This is a genomic window from Heliobacterium chlorum, assembly GCF_014502795.1.
Classification (GTDB): domain Bacteria; phylum Bacillota; class Desulfitobacteriia; order Heliobacteriales; family Heliobacteriaceae; genus Heliobacterium; species Heliobacterium chlorum.
In genome coordinates this window covers 155,679-180,598 of the sequence record NZ_JACVHF010000003.1, presented here as the reverse complement: position 1 = coordinate 180,598, position 24,920 = coordinate 155,679, and the positions used below count along the sequence as shown (strand labels likewise).

Sequence of the window (24,920 nt, the reverse complement as noted above, 5' to 3'; positions counted from 1 at the left end):
CTTTACTCTTTCGTGGTATACTAGAAAAAACTGGCCGAGGAGGTCTTTACCATGGGTCTAGCCGATGTGGACTTGACGGCCCGGATTCCGGAGCGGGAATATCAACAAAAACTGCTCAAACTCCAGTTGGAATTACTCGAATACCAGTTCCAGATGATTGAGGAGAAGGTTCCCATTATCCTCCTCTTTGAAGGATGGGACGCTGCCGGCAAGGGTGGAGTCATTCGTCGTATAACCGAACAGTTTGACCCGCGTACATACCATGTTCACCCCATCGGCGCCCCCAGCCCCGAGGAGATGCGCCATCATTATTTGCGCCGTTTCTGGCTGCGCTTGCCTCGAGCCGGCGAGATGGGCATATTCGACCGGAGTTGGTACGGGCGTGTTCTGGTAGAGCGGGTAGAGAAGCTCTGTCCGAAGGAAGCCTGGAAACGAGCTTACGGTGAAATCAATGATTTCGAAAAAATGCTTGTCAATGACGGTACACTTCTCATAAAATTTTTCTTACACATTACCAAAGAGGAACAGTTGCGGCGGTTCAAAGATCGAGAATCCAATCCCTACAAACGCTGGAAAATCACGAAGGAAGACTGGCGTAACCGGGAGAAATGGGACGATTATAGAGAGGCTATCGAAGAGATGCTGGCAAAGACCCATAAAGACTATGCGCATTGGTACTTGATTTCGGGCGAACAAAAAAAATGGGCCCGCATTCAGGTGTTGGAAATAATTCTGGAACATTATAAGCGTATTTTCAAGCAGGGAAAGGGATGCATACCATCAGGCTGTCGAACCTAAAAAGAAAAAACCTGCCTAATCTTAGGCAAATGGAACAGGGGCAATCATTTCGCTTCTGGGTAATGCTAAGCGAATGAAATTTCCTTACGTGCCATAAAAAGTGGCAGGAAACTAGAAATGAGGTCGTGATTCCATAATGGCAAAAAAGGAAGTGACCCTATATACCGATGGAGCCTGTAGCGGCAATCCAGGTCCCGGTGGATATGGTGTTGTCTTAATCTATGGTGAACATCGGAAGGAGATGTCCGGCGGTTATCGGGACACTACGAACAACCGGATGGAAATGTTAGCTGCTATCCGCGGACTGGAAACGCTCAAAGAACCTTGCCGGGTGACCTTGTACAGTGACTCGCGATATCTCGTTGACGCTGTCAAACAAGGGTGGGCACGGCGGTGGAAAGCGAATAACTGGATGCGCAACAAAAAGGATCCGGCTTTAAATGTAGATCTGTGGAAAAGAATGCTGGAACTGCTCGATAAACATGAAGTTGATTTTCAGTGGGTAAAAGGCCATGCAGGTCACCCGGAAAACGAGCGCTGTGACTTTCTGGCTACAGAAGCGGCCGCCAAAAGAGATCTTCCGCCGGATATACGAGGCTAAAGACGAGTGGCGGGGTACACTATACCTGAGAACGGTTCAGGGAGTGAGCCTTATGCGCCAAAGCGTCTTCTATATGGCCGGTGTGCTCGTCTATCTTTTATTGCTCTACGGGGGAATGAATCTGATGCTTTGGTGGCTCATGGCCGATTTATAGTCCCCTTGACCATGGAAAAAGGGAAGCCTGTCTATAACGGGCTTCCCTTTTTCCATGGTTGGCTATGTTCAGCTTAGGGCTGTGGATTGTGGAAAATTCCGGAACCGATAAGCAGTGCGAAGACGATACACATATAAAATGCTAAAGCAGCCCCCATTTTCCAGGGTGTTTCCGTACGGAACCCTGGTATCTTGCGAAGAAAAGATTCCTTTTCCGGTTCTGAGGGCACCATTGATTTCTTTTGCTTGGCCATTAGCCGTCCCCTCCCTATATGAAGTGGTATTTTTCCAGAGAAGCCCCCTGTATCTAACAAGAGAATACCATAATTGTGCTCGAACCGGGTAGGGATGAGTAAGATCAAAAATAGATGATGTTGATCAAAAAAGGTCAAGGGATGTGATCCAGTGGGGAAAGTAAGGAAAATCAAATCAGGAAATCTTTTGCCTGATCGGATGGACGACGTGAGTCTTCCCCTGGAAAACGCAGGACGGCTGAAGTTAAATACCCTCAATGTCCCTTTGCGAGTCGATGTGCCTAATCCCCAGTCGGCAGAAATGACGATGCACCCACAGTCTCTTTCATGGGCGGCGAAAGCCATGGAACCGATCCGAAAGGCCGGTCTGGACGCTTTTTTAGAGCCTTTTCCATGGGTGAACCAAGGTGGGCTGGCAGAAACCGCCTGGAATCCAACAGACGTGAAGGAATGGTTCCACAGGTGGGGCGACATCTGCTTGCAAGCGGCCAAGTTTGCCCAGGAGGAGCGCATCGGCACTCTCGTGATTTCCGATGGCATCATCCATCTCGAACCCTACCCCGATCAGTGGATCCAGTTGATCAAGGAGATTCGCCAAATTTACGACGGTAAAATCACCTATCGGACCCAGTGGTGGTATACATCTTGGGTCAATCCCCTGGATCGTAAATTTCAAAAGAAGCTGGAAAATCCACTTTTCGGTCAGGTAGATTTTATCTCCATATCGGCCTATTTTGAATTGACCAACTCCTGGGAACCGACAGAAAAAGAGCTGATTGGCGCTTGGTACCGTTCAACCCGTTACATGCGCCGGCAACCGATCGTCGAACAGATTGTCCAGTTCCATCAACGGTGGAACAAGCCGATTTTTTTCGGTGAAGTTGGTTATGTAAACTTTGCAGGAACCAATTGTATGCCCTGGAGTGTGAATCCCTCTGATAAACCAAGTCCGCGAGAACAGCGGGATTGCTTTTCCGCTTTTTATAAAGTTTTTTGGCACCAGCCGTGGTTTTTAGGGGCTTCGGTGTTTCAGATTCATATGCCTGAATCAGCCTATTACCCTGTAGGAAAACCAGCTGAAGAAGTGATTCGCACCATCCCGTGGGAAACCACCGGGAGTACTTTACAAGCCCGATGGCGGGATTTTTTACACCGATTATAGTCGTTGAAGGGAAAGGGGAGGGGGCCAACTTTGTGGGGACTTTTGAAAAAATATAAGGCGCTGCTCCTTTTATTTTTGCTCATGCTTTCGCCGGTCATAGCGACCGCCTTCGGCTTCGACTTCAAAGGGGCTGTCGACTGGATGCGCGCACAGGGACCTCGGGCCTTCTTGTTTACGATTCCAGCCCATGTACTGTTGAGCGTATCTCCCATGAGTTCCGATCCCGTGGCGATGACCAACGGTTTTATATACGGATTGCCCCTGGGTTTCGTCGCCAATTGGATCGGCTCATTATGCGGCTCCATCGTTGGTTACTGGCTGATCTACTGGGGGACCGAGGAAGTGAGCCTGCCGGAGTATTTCGAAAAGCTGCCCCGCTGGATTCAGAACATCCCTGTGGGTTCTCCGCTGTTTCTAATCGGTGTTCGCCTGATCCCCTTTGTCGGAGGAGACATCGTCAAATATATGGCTCCAGTCTACCGAGTTCCCTTCTTTCGATTTTTTTGGTGTTCAGCCGTCGCCATCGTTCCGTGGGCCCTTCTGCTGGCTGCCGTGGGCAGCGGAATGTCAGTTTTAATCGAAGAGTGGTTATAAATGTTTGCACTGCTGAGGCGATGAATGGTAAATTAATAACGGAACTTGCGAACAAAACTATTCAATCCGTTTAAATAAGAGAATGATTGCAGCGAATAGTAAAAATCATAAGACACAACGTTGTCTCTAGGAGTGGAAATACGTGAAGATCACCATCGCCCAGTTGAATCCTATCGTTGGAGATATCGACGGAAACTATGCGAAAGCGCTAGCTGCCTGGGAGCAAGCGAGCCAGGAAGGATCAGACCTGATTGTTCTTCCAGAACTGTTTCTCACAGGATATCCACCGAAAGACTTGCTTGAGTTCCCCTGGTTTATCGAGCGTGTCGAAGAAGCAGTGACGAAGCTGATCCGTCAATCTGTTAAATATCCTACTACGGCGATTCTGCTGGGTGCACCCCTTTCTTCCGGTCTGTCTGCCGGTAAAGGTTTACACAATGCGGCCTTGCTGATCTATCGCGGAGAGATTCTGCAACGGCAAGCCAAATCGCTCTTGCCCACCTATGACGTCTTTGATGAAGACCGCTACTTCGATGGGGCAGAAGAAGTAAAGGTCGTCCCCTTCAAGGGCGAAAAATTAGGCATCTCCGTTTGTGAAGACGCCTGGAACGACGCTTCTTTCTGGCCCCAGAAACGGTTTTACGATCGAGACCCAATCGAAGAGCTGGTTACGCAGGGCGCTACGATTCTCCTGAACATATCGGCATCGCCTTTTACCATGGGTAAAGAAGAGATCCGCTACCAGATCATCCGGAATCACGCTGGTAAACATGGAGTGCCGATGATCTATGTCAACCAAGTCGGCGGCAATGATGAATTGGTATTTGATGGCCGCAGCATGGCCATCGATCACCAGGGCCGGCCGCTGACAGTTTGTCCCTCTTTCCGGGAACATCATGAAACTATTGATACGACTTCCTTAGGGACTGAGGGCTTCTTTACTGCAGAGGAACCGGTTTCTACCGTTTATGAGGCGCTTGTGTTGGGGATTCGGGACTACCTATCTAAGTGCGGATTTAAAAAGGCTGTCCTGGGTCTCTCCGGCGGGATTGACTCTGCTGTCACTTATTGCCTTGCGGCAACTGCATTGGGCACGGAGAACATCCTGGGAATCTCCATGCCGTCACCGTACTCCTCCCTTGGCAGTGTGGAAGATTCACGGATTTTGGCGGAAAACCTGCAAGCGCCTTTTCGGGTGATCCCAATATCCGACATTTATCACTCTTATCTTTTCACGCTGGCTAAACAATTTGGTCAGACGAAACCGGATCTGACCGAGGAAAACCTGCAGGCCCGAATTCGGGGCAATGTCTTGATGGCTTTCTCTAACAAATACGGTTATCTTCTGTTGTCAACGGGTAACAAAAGTGAACTGGCCACAGGCTATTGCACCCTCTATGGCGATATGAGCGGAGGGTTGAGCGTGCTCGCTGACGTGCCCAAAACATTAGTCTACCAGCTGGCCGATTATATCAACCGGGACCGAGAAATCATTCCTCAAGCCATCATCGACAAAGCGCCCTCAGCCGAACTGCGGCCGAATCAGAAGGACCAAGACACCCTGCCGCCTTATCCGGTGCTCGATAAAATTCTTTACTATTACATCGAGGAGGGCTTATCGGCGGCACAAATCGTCCAGCAGGGGTTTGAACCAGAGACCGTCCAATGGGTAATAGGAACGGTGAACCGGAATGAATATAAACGGCGCCAAGCAGCGCCAGGATTAAAGGTTACCTCAAAAGCGTTCGGCATCGGTCGTAGGATGCCCATGGCGGCAAAATACTAGAAAAGACCCTACCCGTACCCCTTGACAGTAAAGATGTAGCAGCAAAGGAGAGGTAACGATCATGATTACACGCAAATTGGGCCGGCTCGGCTGGCCCGTCTCTTTCATCGGCTTTGGCGGTATCGCCGTACAACGTCTTACGGAAGAAGAAGCCGCTGTTGTTGTAGGAGCAGCGCTGGATTCTGGGGTAAACTTTATCGATTCAGCCAGGGGCTACACGGATAGTGAAGTGAAAATCGGCAAAGGACTAAAAGGTTTTCCCCGGGACAAGTTCTATCTCGCTTCCAAGACGATGGACCGGACGGCAGAAGGATTTCTGGCGGATATCGCCAAAAGTCGGGCCAATTTTGGTGTGGAAACGATCGATCTCTATCAGCTGCATAACGTAAAAGATGAACAGAGCCTGGCTCAGGTCCTCGGACCGGGAGGAGCCATGGAAGGGGCAGAAGAAGCGATCAAGCGGGGTTGGATTCGGTCGGTGGGGATTACCGGTCATGTCACCGCTGTTTTAGAAAAGGCGATTGCGACGGGCCGCTTTTCCACCTGTCAATTTCCCTTTAATGCCTTGGAGACGAGGGTGCTCGATCGTTTGCTCCCTGCTTGTGTAGAGCAAGATTTGGGTATCATTGTAATGAAACCCTTAGCTGGTGGTGCTTTTGGACCGGAGCGGGCTGAAAAAGCGTTGCGTTTTTTCCTGGAGTATCCTGTGTCCGTCGTCATCCCCGGTATGGATTCGCTGGTTCAGGTGGAGGAGAATTGCCGCGTCGGCCGGGAAGGACGCTTGTTGACAGCAACCGAAAAAGAAGAACTGCAAACATCCCTGCAGGAACTGGGAGAACAGTTCTGCCGACGCTGCGAATACTGCATGCCCTGTCCGAATAAAATTAATATTCCTTTAGCTTTTTTACTCGACGGCTATTGGACTCGGTATAACCTGCAGGACTGGGCCGTCGATCGGTACATGGCTATGCCCGTACGAGCTGATGCTTGCATCGAATGCGGTGTCTGTGAATCGCGTTGCCCCTATGATCTGCCGATAAGAGAAATGTTGAAGAAAGCCCATGAGCATATGGAAGATCCCGGTCTCTTGCAGGATAAATAAGATCAAGCATCGAATAGATTGATCTAGAAATGACATTTCAGAAAGGTGGTTGCTATTTCATGTTCAAATGCGGAGTTTGTGGTTATATCCACGAAGGAGAAAGTGCTCCGGAAAAATGCCCTAAATGCGGAGCGCCTCAAGAAAAGTTCACTCAACTGTCAGAAGAGGCCATGAATCTGATCGAACGGTCGCGGATCACCAATGACATTCACGTTCAATTGCTTAGCCTCCTGGAAAACGTCCAGTTCTTGGCTGAAGAAGGCCGGGAAGAGGATTTGGACCCTGGCTGCAACAAGCTCTTTGACGGCTTGCGCACCTTGGCTGTCGAGTACCGCCAGTCCATTAAGGCTGAATTGCAAGGCCATATGGGCAAAGGAAAATGGGGCTGATCCCAAACATAGTTAAATCGCACCCCTTGGTGAATGAGCGCCGAGGGGTGTTTTTTTTACATATTCTCCTGTCAGCGAGGCAAGCTATTGCATGAGGTGAGACTTGTGAGCCATAAAAAAGGGAACGACCATCTACGGACTCATCGCCAGATCAGCCGGCTGAAATGGGAAACTGCCAAAGAGATGGGCGTTAACAGTCCCTTAGACAACAGTGTGGAAGTGGGCCTTCGCCGGGACGGTTGTGAGACCAATCTGCGCGAGCAGATGGTGGAGTTTGCCGAAGCAGCCCTACAGGAAGAGGGAGACCGTAAGGCTCGCTTGAACTTGCAGGACAAAAAGGACTAAATTTGCTTTTATCCTAGCCAGGGATAACGATTTTTGCGTTAGGGGGTATTCTACGATGGTTGACATTCAAGGATTTAGAGAACGCCTAGCCGCCCGGATTGAAGAAGGTAAGGAGCATGGAATTTCAGACGAGGTGATGAGGGAAGGAATTGTAAACCTCGGCGATATTGCCATGCATTTCTTCAAAGCCGACCGGCCGGAAGAAAAGTTGATGAAGGAGTTATGGGAAATCAGTACGGAAGAAGAAAAAAAGACCTTAGCCAGCATTCTCCTGCGTTACGGGAAGCAAGCCCTGCATTAATCCCCGCTGGATTTTTGCCTGCCGACGCTATTCTGAAGGGAAACGAAAGCCGTCTCCAACCGGATTAACGGGAAGAGACGGCTTTCTTTTATGGTTTTTAAATCAATAGAAACTAATGGGTGTGATGCTTTCCGGAGTGCCCTGTACAGGAACAGGAACCGTTTGGCAGAGTTTCTCCGTATGCTTGCTTCGGATCATCCACGAATTCGACGCGATCCAGTGTGTCTTTGACTCGTGCCTTAATAGCGTCGATGTATTGCTGGCGAACACGGGCCTGTTCCTCTTTCTCGGCTTCCGTAAGTCCTTCTGAACGGCTTTTACGGGAAAGATAGTTGATGCGATCGATAAGCGACTTGTCGATGGACAAAGTAATACGCCTCCCAGTTTTTACTGTGCTCTTTATCATAGCATGTCCCTGTTTTTTTTCAATCTAAGCTAATATAAAGGACAACCTTGCCATATTTATCAGGTATGGAGGTGGACCGATGGTAAAGGCGATCCGTGAAGTCTGGATACGGTTCAAAACGGTTCGACAATTGAAAATGCTAGAGGAAACAGAGAAGCGGAAAGCGGAGAAACGTCGAGCGAGTTTTGAGCCCTATTTTAATGGGACCTGGGATATTGTGAAGTAAAGCCGACCTTTACAAAAGTGTGTAAGATTTTCTTTCTCTGAACGTAACAGTATCAGTGGATGATCGAGATTAGGAGGGGCGAAAATGAAATCTACAGGAATTATCCGTAAAGTGGACGAGCTGGGGCGTGTCGTGATCCCCATTGAACTGCGTCGGGTCTTAGGTATCGATGAGAGAGACCCCTTGGAAATATACGTTGACGAAGAAAAAATCATCTTTAAGAAATATAATATGTCCTGCATCTTGTGTGGAAATTCGAGTCATGTCGAAAGCTATCGCGGAAAGAACATTTGCCATGACTGCGTCATCCAACATACGGGGTGATTCTTTACCCAGAACTCTGCAAATGTTCGCATCTTTTTCCTGCAGTCCCTGAAAAGTACCCAAAAAATCTGCTCGGAATAGAAATAATTCTATCATAAAATATTGGAAAATAAATACATATTAATAAGTTCCTCCTCTATCATAAACCTGCCCTAACCAGGCAGGTCTTTTTTTGCATGAATTTAAGCTTTTCCGTCGTAAGGATAGGTATCCTTTTGCGAAAATAGGATTTTTTTGTGCCCTAAAAGCTTGGCAGAGATGGCTCTTTTATAGGGGTAAACGATAGAATGAGCAAAAAAAGAAAAGAGTCGAGCAAATCGAAGTCTAACCGATGGGCCTTTGTCCATGGTATCTTAGATTAAAAAATAGGAGTTGAAGAGGTGTATCGCAAAGAGATTTTTTACCTGATTCTAGAAGGCGATGACACCATAGACGACGGGCTAAAAAAAATGAACGCCGAACTTACCCAAGGTGATACGGAAAGAGTAGTCTTTCATCGAGTCAAAAATATTGGCAAGAACCGTTATGTTGTAGAAGCCATTCACGGATTCTCGGAAAAACCGGATGATAAGGCTTATCTAATGGGAACCAGCGACATCGTTTATACAGCATATATATAAACAAAACGGCACCGGCACTGAATACAGTGACCGGGCCGTTTTTTATCGAGACTAAAGTTTAATGAGTCCGATTATTTGTCCCCTTCGAACGATAGTTCCAGTTCTTCCCGTTGTTGTTGTCCCAGTTATTGGCCGAATCTTTAAAGCAGAAGTAAAGGTCTTCTTGTTCCATGTTTATCGTACATTGCCAACCTTCACTTGTCTTTTCCATCCGGTGGTCATAGACGTTCTGCCAATTACCGCCATAACCGGCATGTAAATATATCGTCTGGGCACCTGCATGAGCCAAGAGACCGTTGTAGACAATCGACACATCCCGACCGTCATCCAAGAGGGGTCGGATCTTGATGCCATGGCTCTTGGAACTGGTCGATGAAGGGGTGAAGGATTGCGTTTGGTTCCCAAAAGCATATTGCTTCATCGCTATCAACCTCCTCTTTACGTGGGACGGTCTTAGTATGGGTTACAGCCCCGGCGAATACAAACAAAAACGGCGAAATACATGGTAAAAGTCTTGGGAGAAGAGGAAATCAAAAGCCCTATCAGGATCTTCTTTCTCAAATTTTAAGGATGTGGTAAACTAAGAATCTGAATATTAAATTTTTCACGATAACTTCCGGAGGTGGGATGGCTGAACAGCAACGAATCGATTTTGACGACCTTAGCAGAAATGTATCCCGATGCCAAATGCGCTCTTATTTTTCGCAATCCCTTTGAGTTGTTAATCGCTACCATCTTAGCCGCCCAGGCGACGGATAAGTCGGTCAATAAAATCACACCGAGCCTCTTTTCTCGTTTTCCCACGCCGGAAAGCATGCTCTCCTTGACACAGGAAGAGTTGGAGCAGGAGATCAAAACGATCGGACTCTATAAAAATAAAGCACGGAACATACTAGCTACCTGTCGAATTTTGGTGGAGAAGTATGGCGGACAGGTTCCTAGGGATAGAGAAGATTTAGAATCTCTTCCAGGAGTTGGAAGAAAAACAGCTTCTGTAGTTCTCGCTGAAGCTTTTCAGGTTCCCGCAATTGCTGTGGATACTCATGTCTTTCGCGTATCCAATCGCTTAGGTCTTGCGCAGGGAAAAGATGTTGTCAAGACAGAACAAGACCTGATGAAAAACATACCTATGGATCAGTGGCGCATCGCTCATCATTGGCTGATCATCCATGGAAGACAAGTTTGTCATGCCCGTAAACCGGCTTGCGGCGACTGTGCCTTGACAGCGTATTGTCGGTACCATACTGGAAATGATTATGATGAGGAGGGGGAAGCGAAATGAAAGTTCTCACGACCATGCTAATTCCGGAATGGCATCGGGAGCGATTAGAACGACTCTATCCTGCGGTCCAGTGGCGTATCTGCCGTTCGACAGGAGAAGCCCTGGAATACCTGCCTGGTGCCGATTGCCTCGTCACCTTTGGCGACGGACTGACGCCGGAACTGCTCCGGCGAGCTGGCAAACTGCGCTGGATTCAATGTATGACCGGTGGATTGGAGCAGATACCGATCGAGGTTTTAAAAGAACGGGAGATTATTCTAACCAATGTGAAGGGGATCCATGGCATTCAGGCGGCTGAGCACACCCTCGGCGTTATGCTCGCTTTTGTCCGCCAATTGCCCTTCTTTCTCCGCATGCAGGAAAAAAGACAGTGGGAAGATCATGTCAAACTTGACGAGCTCTATGAGAAAACGGTCTGTATCATCGGCTTAGGGGCCATGGGTATGGAGATCGCGACTCGGGCCAATGTTTTTGGGATGCGGGTGATCGGTGTAAACTCTGACGGCCGTGATGTACCTGGTGTACATAAGGTCTATCCGAGAGATCAAGTACACCGTGCCGTCAGTGAGGCCGATTTTGTCGTGTTATCCATGCCATTGACAAAGGTTACGGAACAGGGCTTTGGGGCAACTGAATTGTCGGCCATGAAAAAATCGGCAGTCCTGATCAACATTGCTCGCGGAAAAGTACTTGATGAAAAGGCGCTCATTCAAGCGTTGAAGCACGGTCAGATCGCTGGTGCCGCTTTGGATGTTTTTGTTGATGAACCTCTACCCTCGAACAGTCCTCTATGGAAGATGCATAACGTGATCATCACCCCGCACGTGGCCGGTCGGTCCCCGCGCTATATGGAGCGAGCTTTAGAAATTTTTGAGGCCAATCTACAGGCCTTTTTGGAAGAGCGTCCGATGCCCCTCAGTGTTGTTGATCCGGAAAAAGGGTATTGATTCAGAGAAGACACTTGTCAGATAAAAAAGACTGCCCGAAAGCCACGGCAGTCTTTTTTCACAGGCCCAACAGTTTCAAGTCTTTTTCGGTGACTCGAAAGGGATTGCGAGGCAGTTTATCGATAGAAAATAATGAAACGAGGTCTTTCGGTGAGATCGGCTCAGGCGAGGGCAGCAGTCCGGCTGTAGCCGCCAGAAAACCGGTCACCTCTTCCGGTGAGATACCTTGGGCACGAAGGCTTTCGAGAGATGTACCTTTATGCCGCTTGGAAAGCCTGACTCCGTCAGGACCTAAGACGAGGGGTACATGGTAAAAGCGAGGGACTGGCGCATTAAGGGCCTCATAGAGCAAGATTTGTCTCGGCGTCGACGAAAGCAGATCATCACCGCGCAGCACATGGGTAACACCCATGAGAGCATCGTCGACAACGACGGCGAGTTGATACGCTGTTACCTTGTCCGCCCTCCGGACGACGAAATCGCCTACAACTGCTTTCACGTCTTGGTAAAACGGTCCGTAGATACCGTCTGTATAGGTAAGGAAACCTTCAGGCGCCAAAAAGCGATAGGAGGCTTGTCCTTTTTTTCGATATTTCTCTTGCCAGGATTCTGGTGAGAGATGACGACAGAGACCAGGATAGGGCGGTCCTTCCTCTGCCGGTCCATGGGGGGCTCGGGCCAGGTTGGCCAAATCCTTGCGGCTGCAGGCACAGGGATAGATAAGTCCTCGCTCTACCCAATCAGATAAGACTTGCTCATATAAGTGATTACGGAGACTTTGGATGTAAGGGGAACAGGGACCTCCCACGTCTGGGCCTTCATCCCAATCGATCCCGAGCCAACGTAGATCCTCGAGGATTTGCAGGGCATATTCAGATACCGAGCGGGCAGGATCGAGATCTTCCATGCGGAGAATAAAGGTGCCCTGCGATTGGCGAATTTGTAACCAAGCCAACAAGGCTGTACGGGCATTGCCTAAATGCAGTTTTCCCGTGGGACTCGGTGCGTATCGACCGACCGGGCCCAAACGGCAGGGACGGTTAGCGAGAAGTGGCATAGAAGTAGGCCTCCAGAGACCAGATTGGGGACAAGATTGGAAGACAAAAAGGGGGGGATAAAAGCTGCTGCAGGTGGATTCCGGTGGAATACCTATCTCCTATACGACGTTCGTAGAGGAGTTGCCGTCACGATTTGTTCAGGCGGTGCAAAAAAGTCGCTCCTCAAACCGGTTACGGGTTCTCACTGAAGGGGAGTTGCTCATCACAGTTCTTTGCCCCAGTCACGACGGGACGATGCTGCCTGTATATATCGGCTGGGACAGGGAAAAAGTTATTCTTTATTCTCAAAAGCCGGTACAGGTCATTGAACGGCACTTAGCTGTAGCTGATCAAGGTGATTTTCAACACACTCACCGGATCGTCTTCTTTTTTCTCACCGAGTTGTTTGATCTGAACTTTCATGCCTTCGCCCGGTTGGAACGAGAAATTGAGAAACTGGAGGAAAGGATTGTCCTTCAGGAAACGTCTATTTCCGTCACCCTGTTGTTTGAACTTCGTAAACGGTTGCTCAGTTTACACCGGGACACTTTTGCTAAGCGCAGGCTGATCAATAAACTGATTGAATACCTCCACCTGCATGGACAAGAGCCTGCCGAGATGATTATCGGTTTACGGGATCTCTTAGAAGATATTAGCGAACTCACCTTGGAAATTCAAGGCCTCCGGGAAGCCCTTCACGGACTGTTGGAGATTCGCCTGTCCCTGCAGGGTCAGAAAACAAATCAAATCATGCAAAAGTTGACTGTAGTTACGTCGATCTTCATGCCCTTGACGTTGATCGCCGGCATTTATGGTATGAACTTCAAAGTGATGCCCGAGTTGGAATGGTCTGCTGGATACTTCTTCGTTCTCATCATAATGGCGGCGATTGCCGTCGGGTTGCTGCTATTTTTTCGTCGCCGCAATTGGATATAATTTGGATGCGACGATATAACAAGGAAGGTGTAGCTCGTGATACTCGTCAGTTCTTGCCTATTGGGAATTCGTTCAAAATACGATGGCTCAGTCAATACGGTAGAAGAGTTGCTCAATTTATGTAGGGAAGGTAAGGCCATTCCAGTATGCCCGGAACAGTTAGGTGGCTCACCGACACCGAGACCGCCTGTCGAACTGATCGGTGATGGAGGCGGGCAAGCTGTCTTAGCAGAAAAAGCCCGGGCTTTAACCGACGCCGGTGATGATGTCTCAGCGATCTTTACCGAAGGGGCTGCTCAGGTCCTGCGCATCGCCCAACTTTACGGTGCGAAAATGGCGATTCTGAAAGAACGCAGCCCTTCTTGCGGCGTTCATTACATATATGACGGTTCTTTCACCAGCCGAAAGATATCTGGGCAGGGAGTCACGACTGCTTTGCTGAAAGAGCACGGAATTCAGGTGTACTCGGAGGTAGATCTAGAGAATGGAATTTTGGCTTCCCTTTTGGAGAAAGAGAAGCAGCCTTAGCGAGTCGACAAGTGATAAACGCCACCGATCGGTACTGGAACGATACGATCGGAAACACCTTTGTCTTCGGCTGCTCTCATCAGCCGTTTCAGCGGTTCCTCGACCGGTTCGAGCGAGAGAATAAAGGTATCGTAATGCATAGGGAAGATTTTTTTCGCATCCATGGCGAGGGCCATCTGCAGCATTTCTTCTGGCGTCCCATGGTCTTGGTGGAACAACTCCGGGCTGTATGCGGCGATGGGAATAAAAGCGGCATCCACACCGTACGGGCAGGCCTGACGTATCTCATCAGCTACGGCGGGAGCGTATGCACTATCACTAAAAAAGACGATAGTGCGATTGTTATTTTTCAGGAGATATACGAGAGATTCATTAGTCGTCTTTTTCGGGTTGTTTTTTCCCTGGTGTTTCGTTGGGAACACGTTGATTTCGACATCGCCGATTCGATAACGTTGAGACCCCTGTAAAGGGACTTTTGGTTGAGGCAGCCCTTTTACCGCAGGCAGGTCACCGGACGGAAGTAATAAGGGTGTCCCAAAGGGCAACACTCGTAAACTATCTAAATCAAGATGATCATAATGAGCATGGGTAAGCAAGATCCCATCAAGGGTTGTGATTTCCTGGGGAAGGATGGATGGAGCGACACGGCGTCGGGGGATAAAGGCCCGGTTTGAAAAAATCGGATCGGTGATAAAGCGAAAGCCTTGAAATTCGATAATCCAAGTGGAATGACCGACCCAGCCGAAAGAAATCTCATCTTTTTGGCCTAGGGGAAGTTTCAGTTTCTGAGGTGACGGAGTTATAGGTTGCGCCAGCTCGTATCTTAAATTTAGGACCAGCATACGAAGGGTAGGCGGATAATCGGGAACAACGAGCAGAAAAGCGGTGAAGAGTATAATCAATAACCAGAGCCATTGTAGGCGCTTCATTTCTTGTCAGCATTCCTTTTATGGGTTCGAGATGCCTTGAAGGGGAGACTGTCGAAGTATTATTCCCTTACTTGTGCAAACTTACAATGGGGTTTTGTGGTAAAAGTTAAAATCTTGACTGTCATAATGTCGGTAGTCACTGATAGACCGTCCTGTACTGTACCTACCTAAGGAGGGTATATTGACCGTAACATCTTTTGGTCGTATACTACCTCTAGGGGGTATGGAGAAGTGCTGGAGATTGATTACAATAAATGTGACCGCCTCAGAGGTTGCTCGGCTGCCAAAGCTTGTCCCGTACAAGCGATGCTACCGGTAGGCAAAGGTTTTTTACCTTGGAAAGTGGAGCGCTGGGAATTTGACGAGCAAAAATGCATTGGCTGCAACAAATGCGTAAAGGTATGCCCGCAAAAAGCCATTATCGTGAAGTAATCGAAGACGAAAAAAAAGAGACATTCCTGAGTTTGCTCAGGAATGTCTCTTTTTTATGTCGAAGCCTCAGGGGCCGAATCTTAGTCCGGAAGAACTGACTCTGTTGAATTAGTTTCTTTCACCATAAAAAGATAGCTGATAAAACCGGCCATCACGAAAGCGGTCGTTGTAATCATGATGGTAGCGGGAATCTGCTTTTTCGTGGCTATGGTCAGAACAGTGACTCCCGAGAACATGAGCAGGTTTTCTACAAAATTTTGAATGGACACGGTCTTGCCCGTGCCGATCGTTTCATGACCTCGATGTTGAAGGACCGTATTCATCGGGACGATGAAAATACCTCCCAAAAAACCGATCAGCAGCAAGGCGGCTGCTGTTGCATATAAGCTATGGATAAAGGTAAAGGTCAAAATCATCGCTACCATAGACAAGCCGTACCAACGGCATTTCGGGTAGTCTTGAAAACGGATGAGTCTAGGGGTGATCAAGGATCCTGCCACGATGCCTACGGCCGTGACGGAAACGATCAGGGATACATCTCTATTGGAAGTGATTCCTAAGGTGACGGGGATCCAGGCGATGATCACTAAGCGCAGCACTGCCGACGAGAACCAGAAGGCCCCCGTGCCCAGCAGCGAAAATCGGCACGATGGGATACCCCATAAGGTGGAGATGTCAGAGAAAAACTCACTTACCGCCCTGCCATAAGTGATCTGGCGATTTCCATGTTTTCGAGGAATAAACAGGACCAGTGCCATCGATAAACCGTAGAGGACGGCGCAGGCGATGAGGGACAAGGGAATGGAACGATCTGACAGTATTCCACCGGCGACAGATCCCGTTAAAATCGCTAGGATGGTAAAGCTTTCTATCTTCGAGTTGGCCCGCAGCAACTCTTCTTCACCGTCGCTCATTTCAGGCAGGATGCCGTACTTGGCTGGTGAGTAAATCACAGCACCAACTCCGACGACAGCGTAACTGAAGGCTGGATTCATACCAGCCAGCAGCAGCCCGATACCAGCCATCTTGATCACATTGCCGATGAGCAGTACCTGGGACTTCGCATTTCTGTCGGCAAAAGAGCCCACCCACGGAGCGAGGACGACATAAGCAAAAAGGAAAGCCCCCTGTACCAAAGGCAGGTAATAGTCAGGGAGTCCCCGCGTATTAATGATGGCGACGGTGATAAAAAGAATCATATTGTCAGCAAAAGCCGAGAAAAACTGGGCAGTCAGCAGCGCCGACAAAGGACGAAGGAATCGGGGAGGGTTAGGCACTGAATTCGGCCTCCTTCTCCTCGTAGAGGTCATCTTCATCCGGTTCGGAGACTCCTATGACTTCCCCATAATCGGTTCTCAAGGATACATAATCGGTCTTACCATTGCCCAACAGGGGAAGTTTGGCTAAGTGACAGATCCGGGAAGGAAACATCAAGGGCGAATGACCTGCCTTGACGATATAATCACGGAGGACCGATTTGGAGGCATGCTCCAAAGTGGTGAACAAGATGATCTGTTCGCCTTTCCGACCGCCTCCCAGGGAAACAACGGCCATATCGGTGCTTTGAAAACACTTGGCGGCCAGTTCTTCGACTAAGTTTAATGAGACCATTTCGCCGCCGAGCTTGGCAAAGCGCTTAAGCCGGGAGAGGACCGTGATGAAGCCCTGCTCATCTACATCGACGAGGTCACCGCAATCATACCATTCTTCCGCCGGAATAAAACCTTGGTTATGGATCAGGTAGCCTTCCATGATGTTTGGACCCTTGATCAGCAACTTGCCGCCCTTGTCGATACCTTCAACCGGCTCGAGACGGTATTCGATATCAGGCAAGAACAGCCCCACCGTACCGGCTTTGTAATTCAGCGGTGTGACGATGCTGATAAAGGGAGATGCCTCGGTACATCCATACCCTTCCAAAGGACGTAAGCCGAATTTATCCAAGCAAAGGCGGCGAGTTTCCTCTTTCAGTTTTTCACCGCCCACGATAAGGTAGCGAATCGAATAAAAATCGAAAGGATGGGCGTTTTGTCCGTAGCCGTGGAGGAACGTGGCCGTGGCAAATAACAAAGTAGCACTGCGGTCATAAGCGATTTCCGGAACGATCTTGTAATGCAATGGCGAAGGATACAAATAGGACTGAAACCCGTACAGCAGTGGAATCAAGGCCCCTTGGAGACCGAAACTATGAAACATGGGTAAGGCATTGAGGAGTTTGTCTTTGTAGGTCAAATCAACGGCACCAACAGCCTGTAGAATGTTGGCCCGGATGTTCTCATGACGCAATAGGACCCCTTTCGGTTTGCTCTCACTACCTGATGTAAAGAGAATGAGCGTATCCTTCTTTTCGACGGCCCGCTCTTTGCGCAAATAAGCGCTAAAGGCCTGGATTTTATCGGAGAAGCCGATGGACGCTTTTACATCTTCCAAGTAGATGATGCGCACCTTTGTCGTTAGACTTTTTATCGAGGCTTCTAATCCAGCCTTTTCGATAAAGAGACGAGATGTGAGCACGGTCTTCAGTTCTGCCGTTTCACAGCAGTCGAGCAATCCTTGTGGGCCTGTGGTGAAGTTAAGAATCGCTGGGGCTACATTGATACGAAAAAGCGCAAATAAGGTCACCACATGAGCGATGGAATTAGGCAGAAGAACGCCCACCCTGCTTTCATTTCCGAGAAGGGGTTTAAGCTGGCCGCTCAGCCCATAGGTCCCCAGGATCAACTGTTTATAGGTGGATTTCTGATTTAGATCTTCGACGATTTCACGGTTCCATCCGACGATCTTGCCGGTACGGAGCAGCTCATTAAACAAGTTGATCCCTTTACGATGGCGGCTACGGAAGACGGCCCGTTGCAACGCTTGCAATATTTTGCGGGTCGCAGCAGCTTTTTGGTCTTTGGCGCTTTGTTTTCGTGCCGGAAGTATTTGAAAAGGTTCATCTACATACAGGGTGATCGGAGGAAACCACCGGGACGGCATTTTATCTTGGAGTCGGGTGAACTTTGAGTACTCGACCCCGTCAATCCCGACAGGGTAAACGGTGGCTCCCGTCTTCAAAGCGATAAAGCCGATGCCGTCATAGATCTTCATGATGCCGTTTGTCTTTGTCAGCCGTCCCTCCGGAAAGATGACGACACTCATTCCTTCTTTAATAGCGGCAATAATTTCACGAATTGAATAGGGGTTTAGTGGATCGATAGCGATGGATTGACGCAGTTTTAGAACAGGCCGGATTTTCTCGGCCATCTCGCTGTTGATGACGAAGACGATGTCTTCGGGAAGAAAAAGCGCCAAGATGACGGCGTCGAGAAAAGAAACATGGTTTGGCATAATGATAGCGGGGGGGTCTGTTTTTATCCGGTCAAAGTGGAGTAAACGAAGTTGAAAAAGTTTTAAAAATAACAATCGTAAGCAAGCGTATAGAAAAGACATAGCGAACCCCCTCTCGTTCTTTTACAGGTTAAGTATAACAGGAGTAGGGGACGCAAAAAATAACTATTCGTGGAAACTCTTTTTACGGAACGGTGAACAAAACCCCTACGAGAACGATAACTCCGGAAAGAACCCTAGAAAGGTTCTTCCGCGTCGTTAAAGCGATTTTTCTGGAGAAAAAGAAGAGAAAGGTGATTAAAAAGGAAAACCAGAGAAAGGTTCCGAGCAAATTCCCGAGATAGGCCATCGCTTTGTCTTGGATAGCTGTCAACGATGACATATACAATAGAATTGGGAAGTAACCGAGCGGATTTAAAATGGATCCGATCACACCAAGCCAAAAACCACCTGAATCAAAAGCGACGATTTTAAGATTTAACATCGATGAGATACCAAAGAGAATCAAAAAAAGACCAGAGAACTGCTTCAATAGGGCTCCCGGGTTCCATTCCAGATCGATATACCAAGAGATGATGCTGAGAACCAAAAAAATTAAGTTGTCTGTCAGCAATGTCGCCAGGGCCAGTTTGACTGCTTCTTTGCGAGAATAGCTTAATCCCGATTCTAAGATACATAAATTGGGCAGGTCGGGAGCGACGGAGATAGCGATGCCTAAACAGACGCCGGTGAGCAACTCGTTCAATGAGATCACCTCGTTCCTTCAAAAATGACTATGGAAGGAGCGAGAGGATCATGACAGGGAAAGGTTGAACATTGTTGTTTCTTTTGCTGTACAATATAGATGACGATTAAGGAAAGGTGACTGCAATGAATCAAAAGAAGATCTGTCAACCTGTTTTAGAAGACGTTATTCGCGCGTGGAGTTCCTTTGGATTTTACAGTGCCTTGCTTCAAGACGAAACGGTTCAGTTGGCTAGAGAGCTTTGCCAAGCTTTTCACTCTGATCAGGCCGATAAAGGAAAAGTCACCAGCGATTATTGGGCACTCTTCGAGCGATTGGTCCGATATGGCGAATTAAGCCGTGCTCCAGTGATCGGAGACGGTTGGCAAAACTACCTTCTTGATCGAATAATCGAGATGGAAACAGCGGTATCGTTAAAAGCCCAGTTTAGCGATGCTCCTATGGGATCCTCGATAGGGGCCGGGCTGACGATAGAATTGGCGAATCTGCAGGTTCTTTACGATCTACCGGCTGCCTGGTGGCAAGGACAGGCTCAGAGGATTACGGGAAGGACTTTCCCCGCCTGGAACGATATTCAATCGATGACGGAAGAGACGAGGAATCCCTTAGCTCAATCGCAGCTAGAGTTAAAACGATTGATATCCGCTTGCCTCGACTGGCGCGATAAGGCTGAATCGCTCATCCGGTTTCACCGGCAATTCGGCTCCGGTCTATTTGCTCGATACTTGGCTTTTCGTTGGGAAGGATGCCTGCGCGGCGTTGAACAGCCTGATCCGATCCGCTTGGAAGATCTAGTCGGTTACGGGCGTCAAAGAAACGAAGTAGTCGACAACACGGTACGACTTTTGTCGGGATTGCGAGCCAACAATGTGCTGCTCTACGGCGATCGAGGCACTGGTAAGTCCTCGACGGTCAAGGCACTCATTCATCGTTTCGGCCTTGAGGGACTGCGGTTGATCGAGGTTCCCAAGAACCGTTTAGCTGATTTTCCGGCTATGATCGATCTGCTCAAAGACCGGCCTCAAAAGTTTATCCTCTTTATCGACGATCTGTCCTTCGAAGATGGCGAAGAGTCCTATAAAGAAATGAAGGCCCTTTTGGAAGGGGGCGTGGCCGTCCGTCCCGACAACGTGGTTATCTATGCGACCTCCAATCGCCGTCATCTGATCAAAGAAACTTTTGCAGACCGGCAAGTCACCCTTAACGAAGCCGACGAACTACATCCCGGAGATACATATCAGGAGAAAATGTCCCTGGCAGACCGTTTTGGTATCACCGTTACTTTTTTAGCGCCCGGTCAAGAGGCTTATTTAGAGATCGTAGAAACCTTGGCTGAGCAGCGAGGTATCGAGATGGAAAGGGAGACCCTCCGTCGACAAGCCCTACTATGGGAGCAACGGCACAACGGCCGATCGGGACGGACAGCTCGCCAGTTTGTCGATTCGCTGATACGATAAATACATTGACAAATAAATTAAAAAGCGTCCATAATAAACATAACCATACAGTCATACTGTATGGTTATGTTTATTATGGTTGGATGAAAGGAGATCCATAATGCTTAAAAAGCTCATGGCCACCATCGGATTTGGCGCAGCTAAAGTAAACCTGGTTTTAAACGGAGCCGATTTTCGAATCGGCGATAACGTCAACGGCGTAGTACGAATTCAACCGGGCAGTATCGATCAAACGATTAAAAATATCACCATCCATTTTATGATGGAATTTCGAAAAGAGGATCAAACCTACGTTCACAAGGTGGATTTGCTGAAATTGCCCGGCTTAAATATCCGGGCTGGCGAGGGGCTGATTGAAATTCCCCTGCAATACCGAATCCCTTGGCATATTCCCATCACCCGTCATGGAATTCACTATTATTTCACCACTGAACTGGATATTGACATGGCGCTCGACCCTTCTGATAAGGACTATGTTCGCATCTATCCTGACGGAGCTATGGAAACAGTCATGCGTTCCTTTGAGATGATCGGTTTTAGAGAAAAATACGCCTCCGGAGAGCTAGATCAGCATGGACAGGAATTTGAATATATTCCTACCGGTTTTTTAGCGGGTCAGGTCGAAGAGGTGGAAGTTCACTACCGCCATGAGCCTGCCGGACTGCGTCTTTATATGGAGATCGACAAACGTTTGCGCGGTATTTCCGGGTTTTTAGCGTCTCGGTTAGATCTAAATGAAAAGAAAAGCAGCTTGTTTATGCCTTATGAAAACATTGCCCAATGCACAGGGGAACAGATCAGCGCGACTGCTACGCTATTACAGAACTACTTACAGCAGGAATTATCTGTCGTCGGCATTCAGGGTGGATTTGGATCTTCCCGTGGCGTAATCGATAATCATGGATTCCATAGTCATGGATACGGATACGGTCACCAAAACCGCGGTCATGGTATGGGCGGTGCCATGGCAGGCGCTACAGCTGGCTTTGTCGGTGGCATGCTCCTTGAAGAGGCTGTCGACGAAGCATTGGAAGGGATAATGAACGAAGAGGGAATAGATAATGACGAAGGTACCGGAGCAGGGGGGGACGGGTTCTTTGACGGATTCGGCGGAGACGACGAGTAAAGAAAATCACCAGTAAGTCTAATAAAAAAACCTCCTTTTCGGAAGAATAACCGCAAGAGGAGGTTTTTTTATGGGTGAAAAGACGATTCTTGCCTATTTTCACGGACCTGACGAAGCACAAAAAGCGAAGGAACAGTTGGTCAATCAAGGGTATGAAACAGTTCAAGTGGATAATTTCAGTCATTTTCCCGGCCCCGAGTCGGCAGAACGGTACTTTAATCCTTTGACCGGTGATGAGCGGCGAAGCCTTACCTCCCTGATCGAGGGAGTTGAGACCGGCGACGACAGTCGAGTCATGATGGCGGCGATGCCTACCGCATCGGGAATGGCCGACAATGCTTCTTTTATTTCCGGAAGAAACTATCTGGTCACTGTTGTCTGTGACGAAAGTAAATATGACGAAGCGAAACAACTGCTGTCCGCTCAAGGCGGCTACACAGAAGCGTAAGGAGGCCCAAGTATGGATCGTTGGCTGGGATGGCCCATCGATCGTGTGCTCATCTTGTTTACCTCTGTTGCCTTTGTTTTAGTCGCTGTTCAGGTGACCTTATTTCATTACCGCCAAAATTTTAGACACTGGGCTATGTGGGGGCCTGTCTTAGGGCTCCCTTTGGCAGCGGCCATCGGAATCGCTTTGACCGTGAGAGATTCGGTGCTTTTACGATGGGTGTTTCTTTTTGCCTTGCTTGCAGAGTTAGCATCGGGGCTGATGGGCTTTTACTATCATAGCCGGGGAATCAGCCAACGTGTAGGCGGCTGGGAGGTACACAATATCATGGTCGGGCCGCCGCCGATCTTACCCGTCATGGTTTCCGCCTTATCCCTCTTGGGCTTGCTTGCCCTCTACCTATAACCAAGGAGGGGGAAATATGACCGTTCGAACGATTTACCCTGATTACAACGTGATGGAATTATCAGAGCACTGGGATGAGAACACGCGCAGGCTCGTGGAAAGCCGGCTAAAGCCTCCGTCGCCGCCGCGTTTTTTTACGGCCTTGGAGTTCTCCATCCTTAAAGTAGTGGTCGGTCGTCTCGTTGACGAAGATAATGAGGAACTGTTGTCTCGCGTGGCCGGACAAATCGATGAGCATTTACTTCAACGGCAGGGCCAAGGATATCATAAAACCGGTGTACTGCCGGGAGAACAATTGCTTCGTCTGGGATTAGCTTGGCTTGATGCTACAGCGCTGCAGTTCCATCAGCGTGCATTTACTCAACTGTCTCCCTGGGAGATGGACGATATTCTTGGAAAAGCGCAGCGCGGAGAAGTGGCATGGACAGGTTCATCGTCGAAAGACTTTTTTACTGAAATCTTAAAAACAGCCGTCGATTTTTTCTATTCACAACCGGAAATCTGGTCGGAAATCGGTTACGGCGGTCCAGCCTTTCCCCGCGGATATTATCGAATTGAGTATGGGCTGAAAGATCCTTGGGAGCCGCGGTTGGACAAGGAATTGGTGGAAAAACGGGCTGAAGCTGGTTTAGGTCCCGGACCTGTGCGGAGGGTTGACCGATGAATCATTCTACCGGACTACCTTGGAAATGGGTAAATGAGGCGGTTGACGCGGTTATCGTCGGTGCCGGTGCAACCGGTGCTGTAGTGGCTCGGGAATTAGGTCAGGCTGGGCTGCGGATTGTTCTCATGGAGGCGGGTCCCTATTGGGAAGTCAGCCGCGACTTTGTCAGCGATGAATTGCACATGCGCCGAACAGCTTGGCGCTTCAAGCGCTTGACGGCAGGTACGAATCCTCCGGAACTGGGCCATAATGTTTCTGCGTCCGGTGTGGGTGGGACGACGTTACACTTTACGGCAGTGGTGCCGCGATTTTTTCCGTCTGATTTCCGCACTCGTTCTATAGACGGAGTGGGTGAAGACTGGCCCATAGAGTATCATGACATTGATCCTTATTATCGTAAGTTGGAAGAAGAAATACCTGTCTCAGGGCCAAAACATTATCCATGGGGGGCTTTTAACGGTCCTTATCCTTATCCGGAACGGGAACCGATCGCGGCGAATCACCAGATATTGCGTATTGGCTGTGAGAAACTAGGTATTCGCAGTTCTGTCGCTCCCTTGGCCATCTTGTCCGCCCCTTATCGGGGCCGTCCGCCTTGTATCAATCGAGGTTTTTGCGGGCAAGGTTGCCTGCCGAACTCCAAGTTCTCTACGTTGATTCACCATATCCCTCAGGCTTTGGACGCCGGTGTAGAACTCCGCCACGGATGTATAGTCAACCGGATTTTATGCGGTGCCGACGATCAGGTTGAAGGGATCACCTTCCTATTTGACGGACAAGAATATCGGCAGAAAGCACGTGTGGTGATTCTTTGTGCCTCAGCCATCGAAACACCACGTCTGTTGCTGATGTCTTCCAATGGTCGCCATCCACAAGGTTTATCGAATAGCAGCGGTATGGTAGGCAAATGTTTTATGCTTCATTCCGGTCACGAGACGGTCGCCCGTTTTTCGGAAGAAGTGCTGCCTTATAAAGGAACGCCTATTCTTTCGACCACCCAGGAATTCTATGAAACTCCCTCTGACGGCTCCCGGGCTCGAGGCTTTTCTATCCATGCGAACGGTGCCCGTCCGCTGGCATTTATGAACATCGTTCGAAAAGCGACGGGCAATTGGGGAAAGAATTTACGGGAAATCGGAAGAGACTACAACTATTTCGCCCGGTTGACCATCGTTGGAGAAACTTTGCCGAGTGTGAACAACAGCGTATCGCTATCGGATCAGAAAGATGAAATGGGTTTGCCGGCACCACTGGTGACCTTTACCTTTGAAGACAACGATCACAAGGTCATCGCCGCTGGTGTGGAGATGAGTAAACGGATCCTTGAAGCGGCCGGTGGACGCGTGGAATTTGTCAGCGAAGATACATCCCACATGCTCGGTGGTTGCCGGATGGGGAATGATCCTCGCCATTCTGTAGTGAATAAATGGGGAAGAAGCCATGATCACCCCAATCTGTTTATCGCCGATACATCCCTTTTTGTCACTTCTGGGGCTTCGAACCCCACGTTGACGGCAATGGCCTTAGCTTGGCGCACAGCAGATTTTATTAAAGAGCACTTTCGCCAGGGAACATTCTGATAGAGCTTTAGAA

Annotated in this window: 31 protein-coding genes; 23 read left to right on the top strand and 8 right to left on the bottom strand. The window is 48.9% G+C overall.

Features of this window, described 5'->3' with window-relative positions; translation table 11 throughout:
• The first annotated feature begins 51 nt into the window (after positions 1-51).
• Positions 52-798, top strand: coding sequence for a polyphosphate kinase 2 family protein (locus H1S01_RS05570; protein WP_188039099.1), 747 nt, complete (start codon positions 52-54; stop codon positions 796-798).
• A 136-nt stretch (positions 799-934) separates the two neighbouring features.
• On the top strand, positions 935-1,399 hold the full coding sequence (rnhA, locus tag H1S01_RS05565; RefSeq protein WP_188039098.1) for a ribonuclease HI: 465 nt from the start codon (positions 935-937) through the stop codon (positions 1,397-1,399).
• A gap of 227 nt (positions 1,400-1,626) precedes the next feature.
• Here rnhA and H1S01_RS05560 read toward each other — a convergent pair whose 3' ends face one another.
• A complete protein-coding gene (locus H1S01_RS05560; RefSeq protein WP_188039097.1) occupies positions 1,627-1,806 on the bottom strand; it encodes a hypothetical protein in 180 nt (59 codons plus the stop codon).
• A 151-nt stretch (positions 1,807-1,957) separates the two neighbouring features.
• On the opposite strand from H1S01_RS05560, the gene H1S01_RS05555 reads away from it, so the two are divergent.
• The 7 genes from H1S01_RS05555 (at position 1,958) to H1S01_RS05525 (ending at position 7,485) form a co-directional block, all read left to right on the top strand.
• Positions 1,958-2,968: a glycoside hydrolase family 113 gene (locus tag H1S01_RS05555; RefSeq protein ID WP_188039096.1), complete on the top strand. Its 1,011-nt coding sequence runs from the start codon at positions 1,958-1,960 to the stop codon at positions 2,966-2,968.
• A 30-nt stretch (positions 2,969-2,998) separates the two neighbouring features.
• Positions 2,999-3,562, top strand: a complete 564-nt coding sequence (locus tag H1S01_RS05550) for a TVP38/TMEM64 family protein (protein WP_188039095.1) — start codon at positions 2,999-3,001, stop codon at positions 3,560-3,562.
• A gap of 142 nt (positions 3,563-3,704) precedes the next feature.
• Positions 3,705-5,348: an NAD+ synthase gene (locus H1S01_RS05545; RefSeq protein ID WP_188039094.1), complete on the top strand. Its 1,644-nt coding sequence runs from the start codon at positions 3,705-3,707 to the stop codon at positions 5,346-5,348.
• Between the two features lie 61 nt (positions 5,349-5,409).
• Positions 5,410-6,450: an aldo/keto reductase gene (locus H1S01_RS05540; RefSeq protein WP_188039093.1), complete on the top strand. Its 1,041-nt coding sequence runs from the start codon at positions 5,410-5,412 to the stop codon at positions 6,448-6,450.
• Between the two features lie 59 nt (positions 6,451-6,509).
• A complete protein-coding gene (locus H1S01_RS05535) occupies positions 6,510-6,839 on the top strand; it encodes a rubredoxin-like domain-containing protein (RefSeq protein ID WP_188039092.1) in 330 nt (109 codons plus the stop codon).
• A gap of 105 nt (positions 6,840-6,944) precedes the next feature.
• On the top strand, positions 6,945-7,184 hold the full coding sequence (locus H1S01_RS05530) for a small acid-soluble spore protein (RefSeq protein WP_188039091.1): 240 nt from the start codon (positions 6,945-6,947) through the stop codon (positions 7,182-7,184).
• A 55-nt stretch (positions 7,185-7,239) separates the two neighbouring features.
• Positions 7,240-7,485, top strand: a complete 246-nt coding sequence (locus H1S01_RS05525) for a DUF3243 family protein (RefSeq protein WP_188039090.1) — start codon at positions 7,240-7,242, stop codon at positions 7,483-7,485.
• A 112-nt stretch (positions 7,486-7,597) separates the two neighbouring features.
• On the opposite strand, the gene H1S01_RS05520 is transcribed toward H1S01_RS05525, so the two are convergent.
• Entirely contained in the window at positions 7,598-7,852 is a 255-nt protein-coding gene (locus tag H1S01_RS05520; RefSeq protein WP_243237006.1) for a DUF896 domain-containing protein, read from the bottom strand.
• Between the two features lie 118 nt (positions 7,853-7,970).
• On the opposite strand from H1S01_RS05520, the gene H1S01_RS05515 reads away from it, so the two are divergent.
• The 3 genes from H1S01_RS05515 to H1S01_RS05505 all read left to right on the top strand — a co-directional run bounded on the left by H1S01_RS05515 (position 7,971) and on the right by H1S01_RS05505 (position 9,061).
• The gene (locus H1S01_RS05515; protein WP_188039088.1) at positions 7,971-8,117 is read left to right on the top strand and encodes a hypothetical protein; all 147 of its coding nucleotides are present in this window, start codon (positions 7,971-7,973) and stop codon (positions 8,115-8,117) included.
• 84 nt (positions 8,118-8,201) lie between these two features.
• Complete coding sequence (locus H1S01_RS05510) at positions 8,202-8,441, top strand: AbrB/MazE/SpoVT family DNA-binding domain-containing protein (protein WP_188039087.1); 240 nt, start codon at positions 8,202-8,204, stop codon at positions 8,439-8,441.
• A gap of 380 nt (positions 8,442-8,821) precedes the next feature.
• Complete coding sequence (locus H1S01_RS05505) at positions 8,822-9,061, top strand: hypothetical protein (protein ID WP_188039086.1); 240 nt, start codon at positions 8,822-8,824, stop codon at positions 9,059-9,061.
• 58 nt (positions 9,062-9,119) lie between these two features.
• On the opposite strand, the gene H1S01_RS05500 is transcribed toward H1S01_RS05505, so the two are convergent.
• Positions 9,120-9,482: a carbohydrate-binding protein gene (locus H1S01_RS05500; RefSeq protein WP_188039085.1), complete on the bottom strand. Its 363-nt coding sequence runs from the start codon at positions 9,480-9,482 to the stop codon at positions 9,120-9,122.
• Positions 9,483-9,692: 210 nt separating this feature from the next.
• On the opposite strand from H1S01_RS05500, the gene nth reads away from it, so the two are divergent.
• Together nth and H1S01_RS05490 are read left to right on the top strand one after the other, a co-directional pair.
• Complete coding sequence (nth, locus tag H1S01_RS05495) at positions 9,693-10,343, top strand: endonuclease III (protein ID WP_207732211.1); 651 nt, start codon at positions 9,693-9,695, stop codon at positions 10,341-10,343.
• A complete protein-coding gene (locus H1S01_RS05490; protein WP_188039084.1) occupies positions 10,340-11,290 on the top strand; it encodes a D-2-hydroxyacid dehydrogenase in 951 nt (316 codons plus the stop codon). The genes nth and H1S01_RS05490 overlap by 4 nt, the downstream gene beginning before the upstream one ends.
• Before the next feature lie 58 nt (positions 11,291-11,348).
• Here H1S01_RS05490 and gluQRS read toward each other — a convergent pair whose 3' ends face one another.
• Positions 11,349-12,347, bottom strand: coding sequence for a tRNA glutamyl-Q(34) synthetase GluQRS (gene gluQRS, locus H1S01_RS05485; RefSeq protein ID WP_188039083.1), 999 nt, complete (start codon positions 12,345-12,347; stop codon positions 11,349-11,351).
• Between the two features lie 73 nt (positions 12,348-12,420).
• Between gluQRS and H1S01_RS05480 the strand changes: the two genes are divergently transcribed.
• Both H1S01_RS05480 and H1S01_RS05475 read left to right on the top strand, forming a co-directional pair.
• A complete protein-coding gene (locus H1S01_RS05480) occupies positions 12,421-13,263 on the top strand; it encodes a CorA family divalent cation transporter (RefSeq protein ID WP_188039082.1) in 843 nt (280 codons plus the stop codon).
• Between the two features lie 36 nt (positions 13,264-13,299).
• Positions 13,300-13,791, top strand: coding sequence for a 2-thiouracil desulfurase family protein (locus H1S01_RS05475; protein ID WP_188039081.1), 492 nt, complete (start codon positions 13,300-13,302; stop codon positions 13,789-13,791).
• Here H1S01_RS05475 and H1S01_RS05470 read toward each other — a convergent pair.
• Positions 13,788-14,720: an MBL fold metallo-hydrolase gene (locus H1S01_RS05470; RefSeq protein WP_188039080.1), complete on the bottom strand. Its 933-nt coding sequence runs from the start codon at positions 14,718-14,720 to the stop codon at positions 13,788-13,790. The two genes, H1S01_RS05475 and H1S01_RS05470, sit on opposite strands and share 4 nt — an antisense overlap.
• A gap of 231 nt (positions 14,721-14,951) precedes the next feature.
• On the opposite strand from H1S01_RS05470, the gene H1S01_RS05465 reads away from it, so the two are divergent.
• On the top strand, positions 14,952-15,152 hold the full coding sequence (locus tag H1S01_RS05465) for a 4Fe-4S binding protein (RefSeq protein ID WP_188039079.1): 201 nt from the start codon (positions 14,952-14,954) through the stop codon (positions 15,150-15,152).
• Positions 15,153-15,232: 80 nt separating this feature from the next.
• Here the strand turns inward: H1S01_RS05465 and lplT are convergent, their stop codons facing one another.
• The 3 genes from lplT to H1S01_RS05450 form a co-directional block, all read right to left on the bottom strand.
• Positions 15,233-16,429, bottom strand: a complete 1,197-nt coding sequence (lplT, locus tag H1S01_RS05460) for a lysophospholipid transporter LplT (RefSeq protein ID WP_341479040.1) — start codon at positions 16,427-16,429, stop codon at positions 15,233-15,235.
• A complete protein-coding gene (locus H1S01_RS05455; RefSeq protein ID WP_188039077.1) occupies positions 16,422-18,584 on the bottom strand; it encodes an AMP-binding protein in 2,163 nt (720 codons plus the stop codon). Before H1S01_RS05455 ends, lplT begins: the two co-directional genes overlap by 8 nt.
• Positions 18,585-18,666: 82 nt before the next feature.
• Positions 18,667-19,227: a LysE family translocator gene (locus H1S01_RS05450; protein WP_188039076.1), complete on the bottom strand. Its 561-nt coding sequence runs from the start codon at positions 19,225-19,227 to the stop codon at positions 18,667-18,669.
• Between the two features lie 125 nt (positions 19,228-19,352).
• On the opposite strand from H1S01_RS05450, the gene H1S01_RS05445 reads away from it, so the two are divergent.
• The 6 genes from H1S01_RS05445 (at position 19,353) to H1S01_RS05420 (ending at position 24,907) form a co-directional block, all read left to right on the top strand.
• Positions 19,353-20,684 (top strand): ATP-binding protein, encoded by a 1,332-nt coding sequence (locus H1S01_RS05445; protein ID WP_243237004.1) that lies wholly within the window; start codon positions 19,353-19,355, stop codon positions 20,682-20,684.
• A gap of 100 nt (positions 20,685-20,784) precedes the next feature.
• Entirely contained in the window at positions 20,785-21,810 is a 1,026-nt protein-coding gene (locus H1S01_RS05440) for a sporulation protein (protein WP_188039075.1), read from the top strand.
• A 70-nt stretch (positions 21,811-21,880) separates the two neighbouring features.
• Entirely contained in the window at positions 21,881-22,258 is a 378-nt protein-coding gene (locus tag H1S01_RS05435; protein ID WP_188039074.1) for a hypothetical protein, read from the top strand.
• 12 nt (positions 22,259-22,270) lie between these two features.
• Positions 22,271-22,663 (top strand): hypothetical protein, encoded by a 393-nt coding sequence (locus H1S01_RS05430; RefSeq protein WP_188039073.1) that lies wholly within the window; start codon positions 22,271-22,273, stop codon positions 22,661-22,663.
• Positions 22,664-22,679: 16 nt separating this feature from the next.
• Positions 22,680-23,327: a gluconate 2-dehydrogenase subunit 3 family protein gene (locus tag H1S01_RS05425; RefSeq protein WP_188039072.1), complete on the top strand. Its 648-nt coding sequence runs from the start codon at positions 22,680-22,682 to the stop codon at positions 23,325-23,327.
• Positions 23,324-24,907, top strand: a complete 1,584-nt coding sequence (locus H1S01_RS05420; RefSeq protein WP_188039071.1) for a GMC family oxidoreductase — start codon at positions 23,324-23,326, stop codon at positions 24,905-24,907. Before H1S01_RS05425 ends, H1S01_RS05420 begins: the two co-directional genes overlap by 4 nt.
• The last annotated feature ends 13 nt before the right edge of the window (positions 24,908-24,920 follow it).

Excerpts from the sequence above, each read along its gene's own strand:
- H1S01_RS05440 (WP_188039075.1), top strand. The coding sequence starts at position 20,785 with ATGCTTAAAAAGCTCATGGCCACCATCGGATTTGGCGCAGCTAAAGTA.
- H1S01_RS05455 (WP_188039077.1), bottom strand. The coding sequence starts at position 18,584 with ATGTCTTTTCTATACGCTTGCTTACGATTGTTATTTTTAAAACTTTTT.
- H1S01_RS05540 (WP_188039093.1), top strand. The coding sequence starts at position 5,410 with ATGATTACACGCAAATTGGGCCGGCTCGGCTGGCCCGTCTCTTTCATC.
- rnhA (WP_188039098.1), top strand. The coding sequence starts at position 935 with ATGGCAAAAAAGGAAGTGACCCTATATACCGATGGAGCCTGTAGCGGC.
- H1S01_RS05525 (WP_188039090.1), top strand. The coding sequence starts at position 7,240 with ATGGTTGACATTCAAGGATTTAGAGAACGCCTAGCCGCCCGGATTGAA.
- gluQRS (WP_188039083.1), bottom strand. The coding sequence starts at position 12,347 with ATGCCACTTCTCGCTAACCGTCCCTGCCGTTTGGGCCCGGTCGGTCGA.
- H1S01_RS05560 (WP_188039097.1), bottom strand. The coding sequence starts at position 1,806 with ATGGCCAAGCAAAAGAAATCAATGGTGCCCTCAGAACCGGAAAAGGAA.
- H1S01_RS05515 (WP_188039088.1), top strand. The coding sequence starts at position 7,971 with ATGGTAAAGGCGATCCGTGAAGTCTGGATACGGTTCAAAACGGTTCGA.
- H1S01_RS05435 (WP_188039074.1), top strand. The coding sequence starts at position 21,881 with ATGGGTGAAAAGACGATTCTTGCCTATTTTCACGGACCTGACGAAGCA.
- H1S01_RS05425 (WP_188039072.1), top strand. The coding sequence starts at position 22,680 with ATGACCGTTCGAACGATTTACCCTGATTACAACGTGATGGAATTATCA.
- H1S01_RS05510 (WP_188039087.1), top strand. The coding sequence starts at position 8,202 with ATGAAATCTACAGGAATTATCCGTAAAGTGGACGAGCTGGGGCGTGTC.
- H1S01_RS05470 (WP_188039080.1), bottom strand. The coding sequence starts at position 14,720 with ATGAAGCGCCTACAATGGCTCTGGTTATTGATTATACTCTTCACCGCT.
- H1S01_RS05535 (WP_188039092.1), top strand. The coding sequence starts at position 6,510 with ATGTTCAAATGCGGAGTTTGTGGTTATATCCACGAAGGAGAAAGTGCT.
- H1S01_RS05570 (WP_188039099.1), top strand. The coding sequence starts at position 52 with ATGGGTCTAGCCGATGTGGACTTGACGGCCCGGATTCCGGAGCGGGAA.
- H1S01_RS05490 (WP_188039084.1), top strand. The coding sequence starts at position 10,340 with ATGAAAGTTCTCACGACCATGCTAATTCCGGAATGGCATCGGGAGCGA.
- H1S01_RS05420 (WP_188039071.1), top strand. The coding sequence starts at position 23,324 with ATGAATCATTCTACCGGACTACCTTGGAAATGGGTAAATGAGGCGGTT.
- H1S01_RS05445 (WP_243237004.1), top strand. The coding sequence starts at position 19,353 with ATGAATCAAAAGAAGATCTGTCAACCTGTTTTAGAAGACGTTATTCGC.
- H1S01_RS05500 (WP_188039085.1), bottom strand. The coding sequence starts at position 9,482 with ATGAAGCAATATGCTTTTGGGAACCAAACGCAATCCTTCACCCCTTCA.
- H1S01_RS05430 (WP_188039073.1), top strand. The coding sequence starts at position 22,271 with ATGGATCGTTGGCTGGGATGGCCCATCGATCGTGTGCTCATCTTGTTT.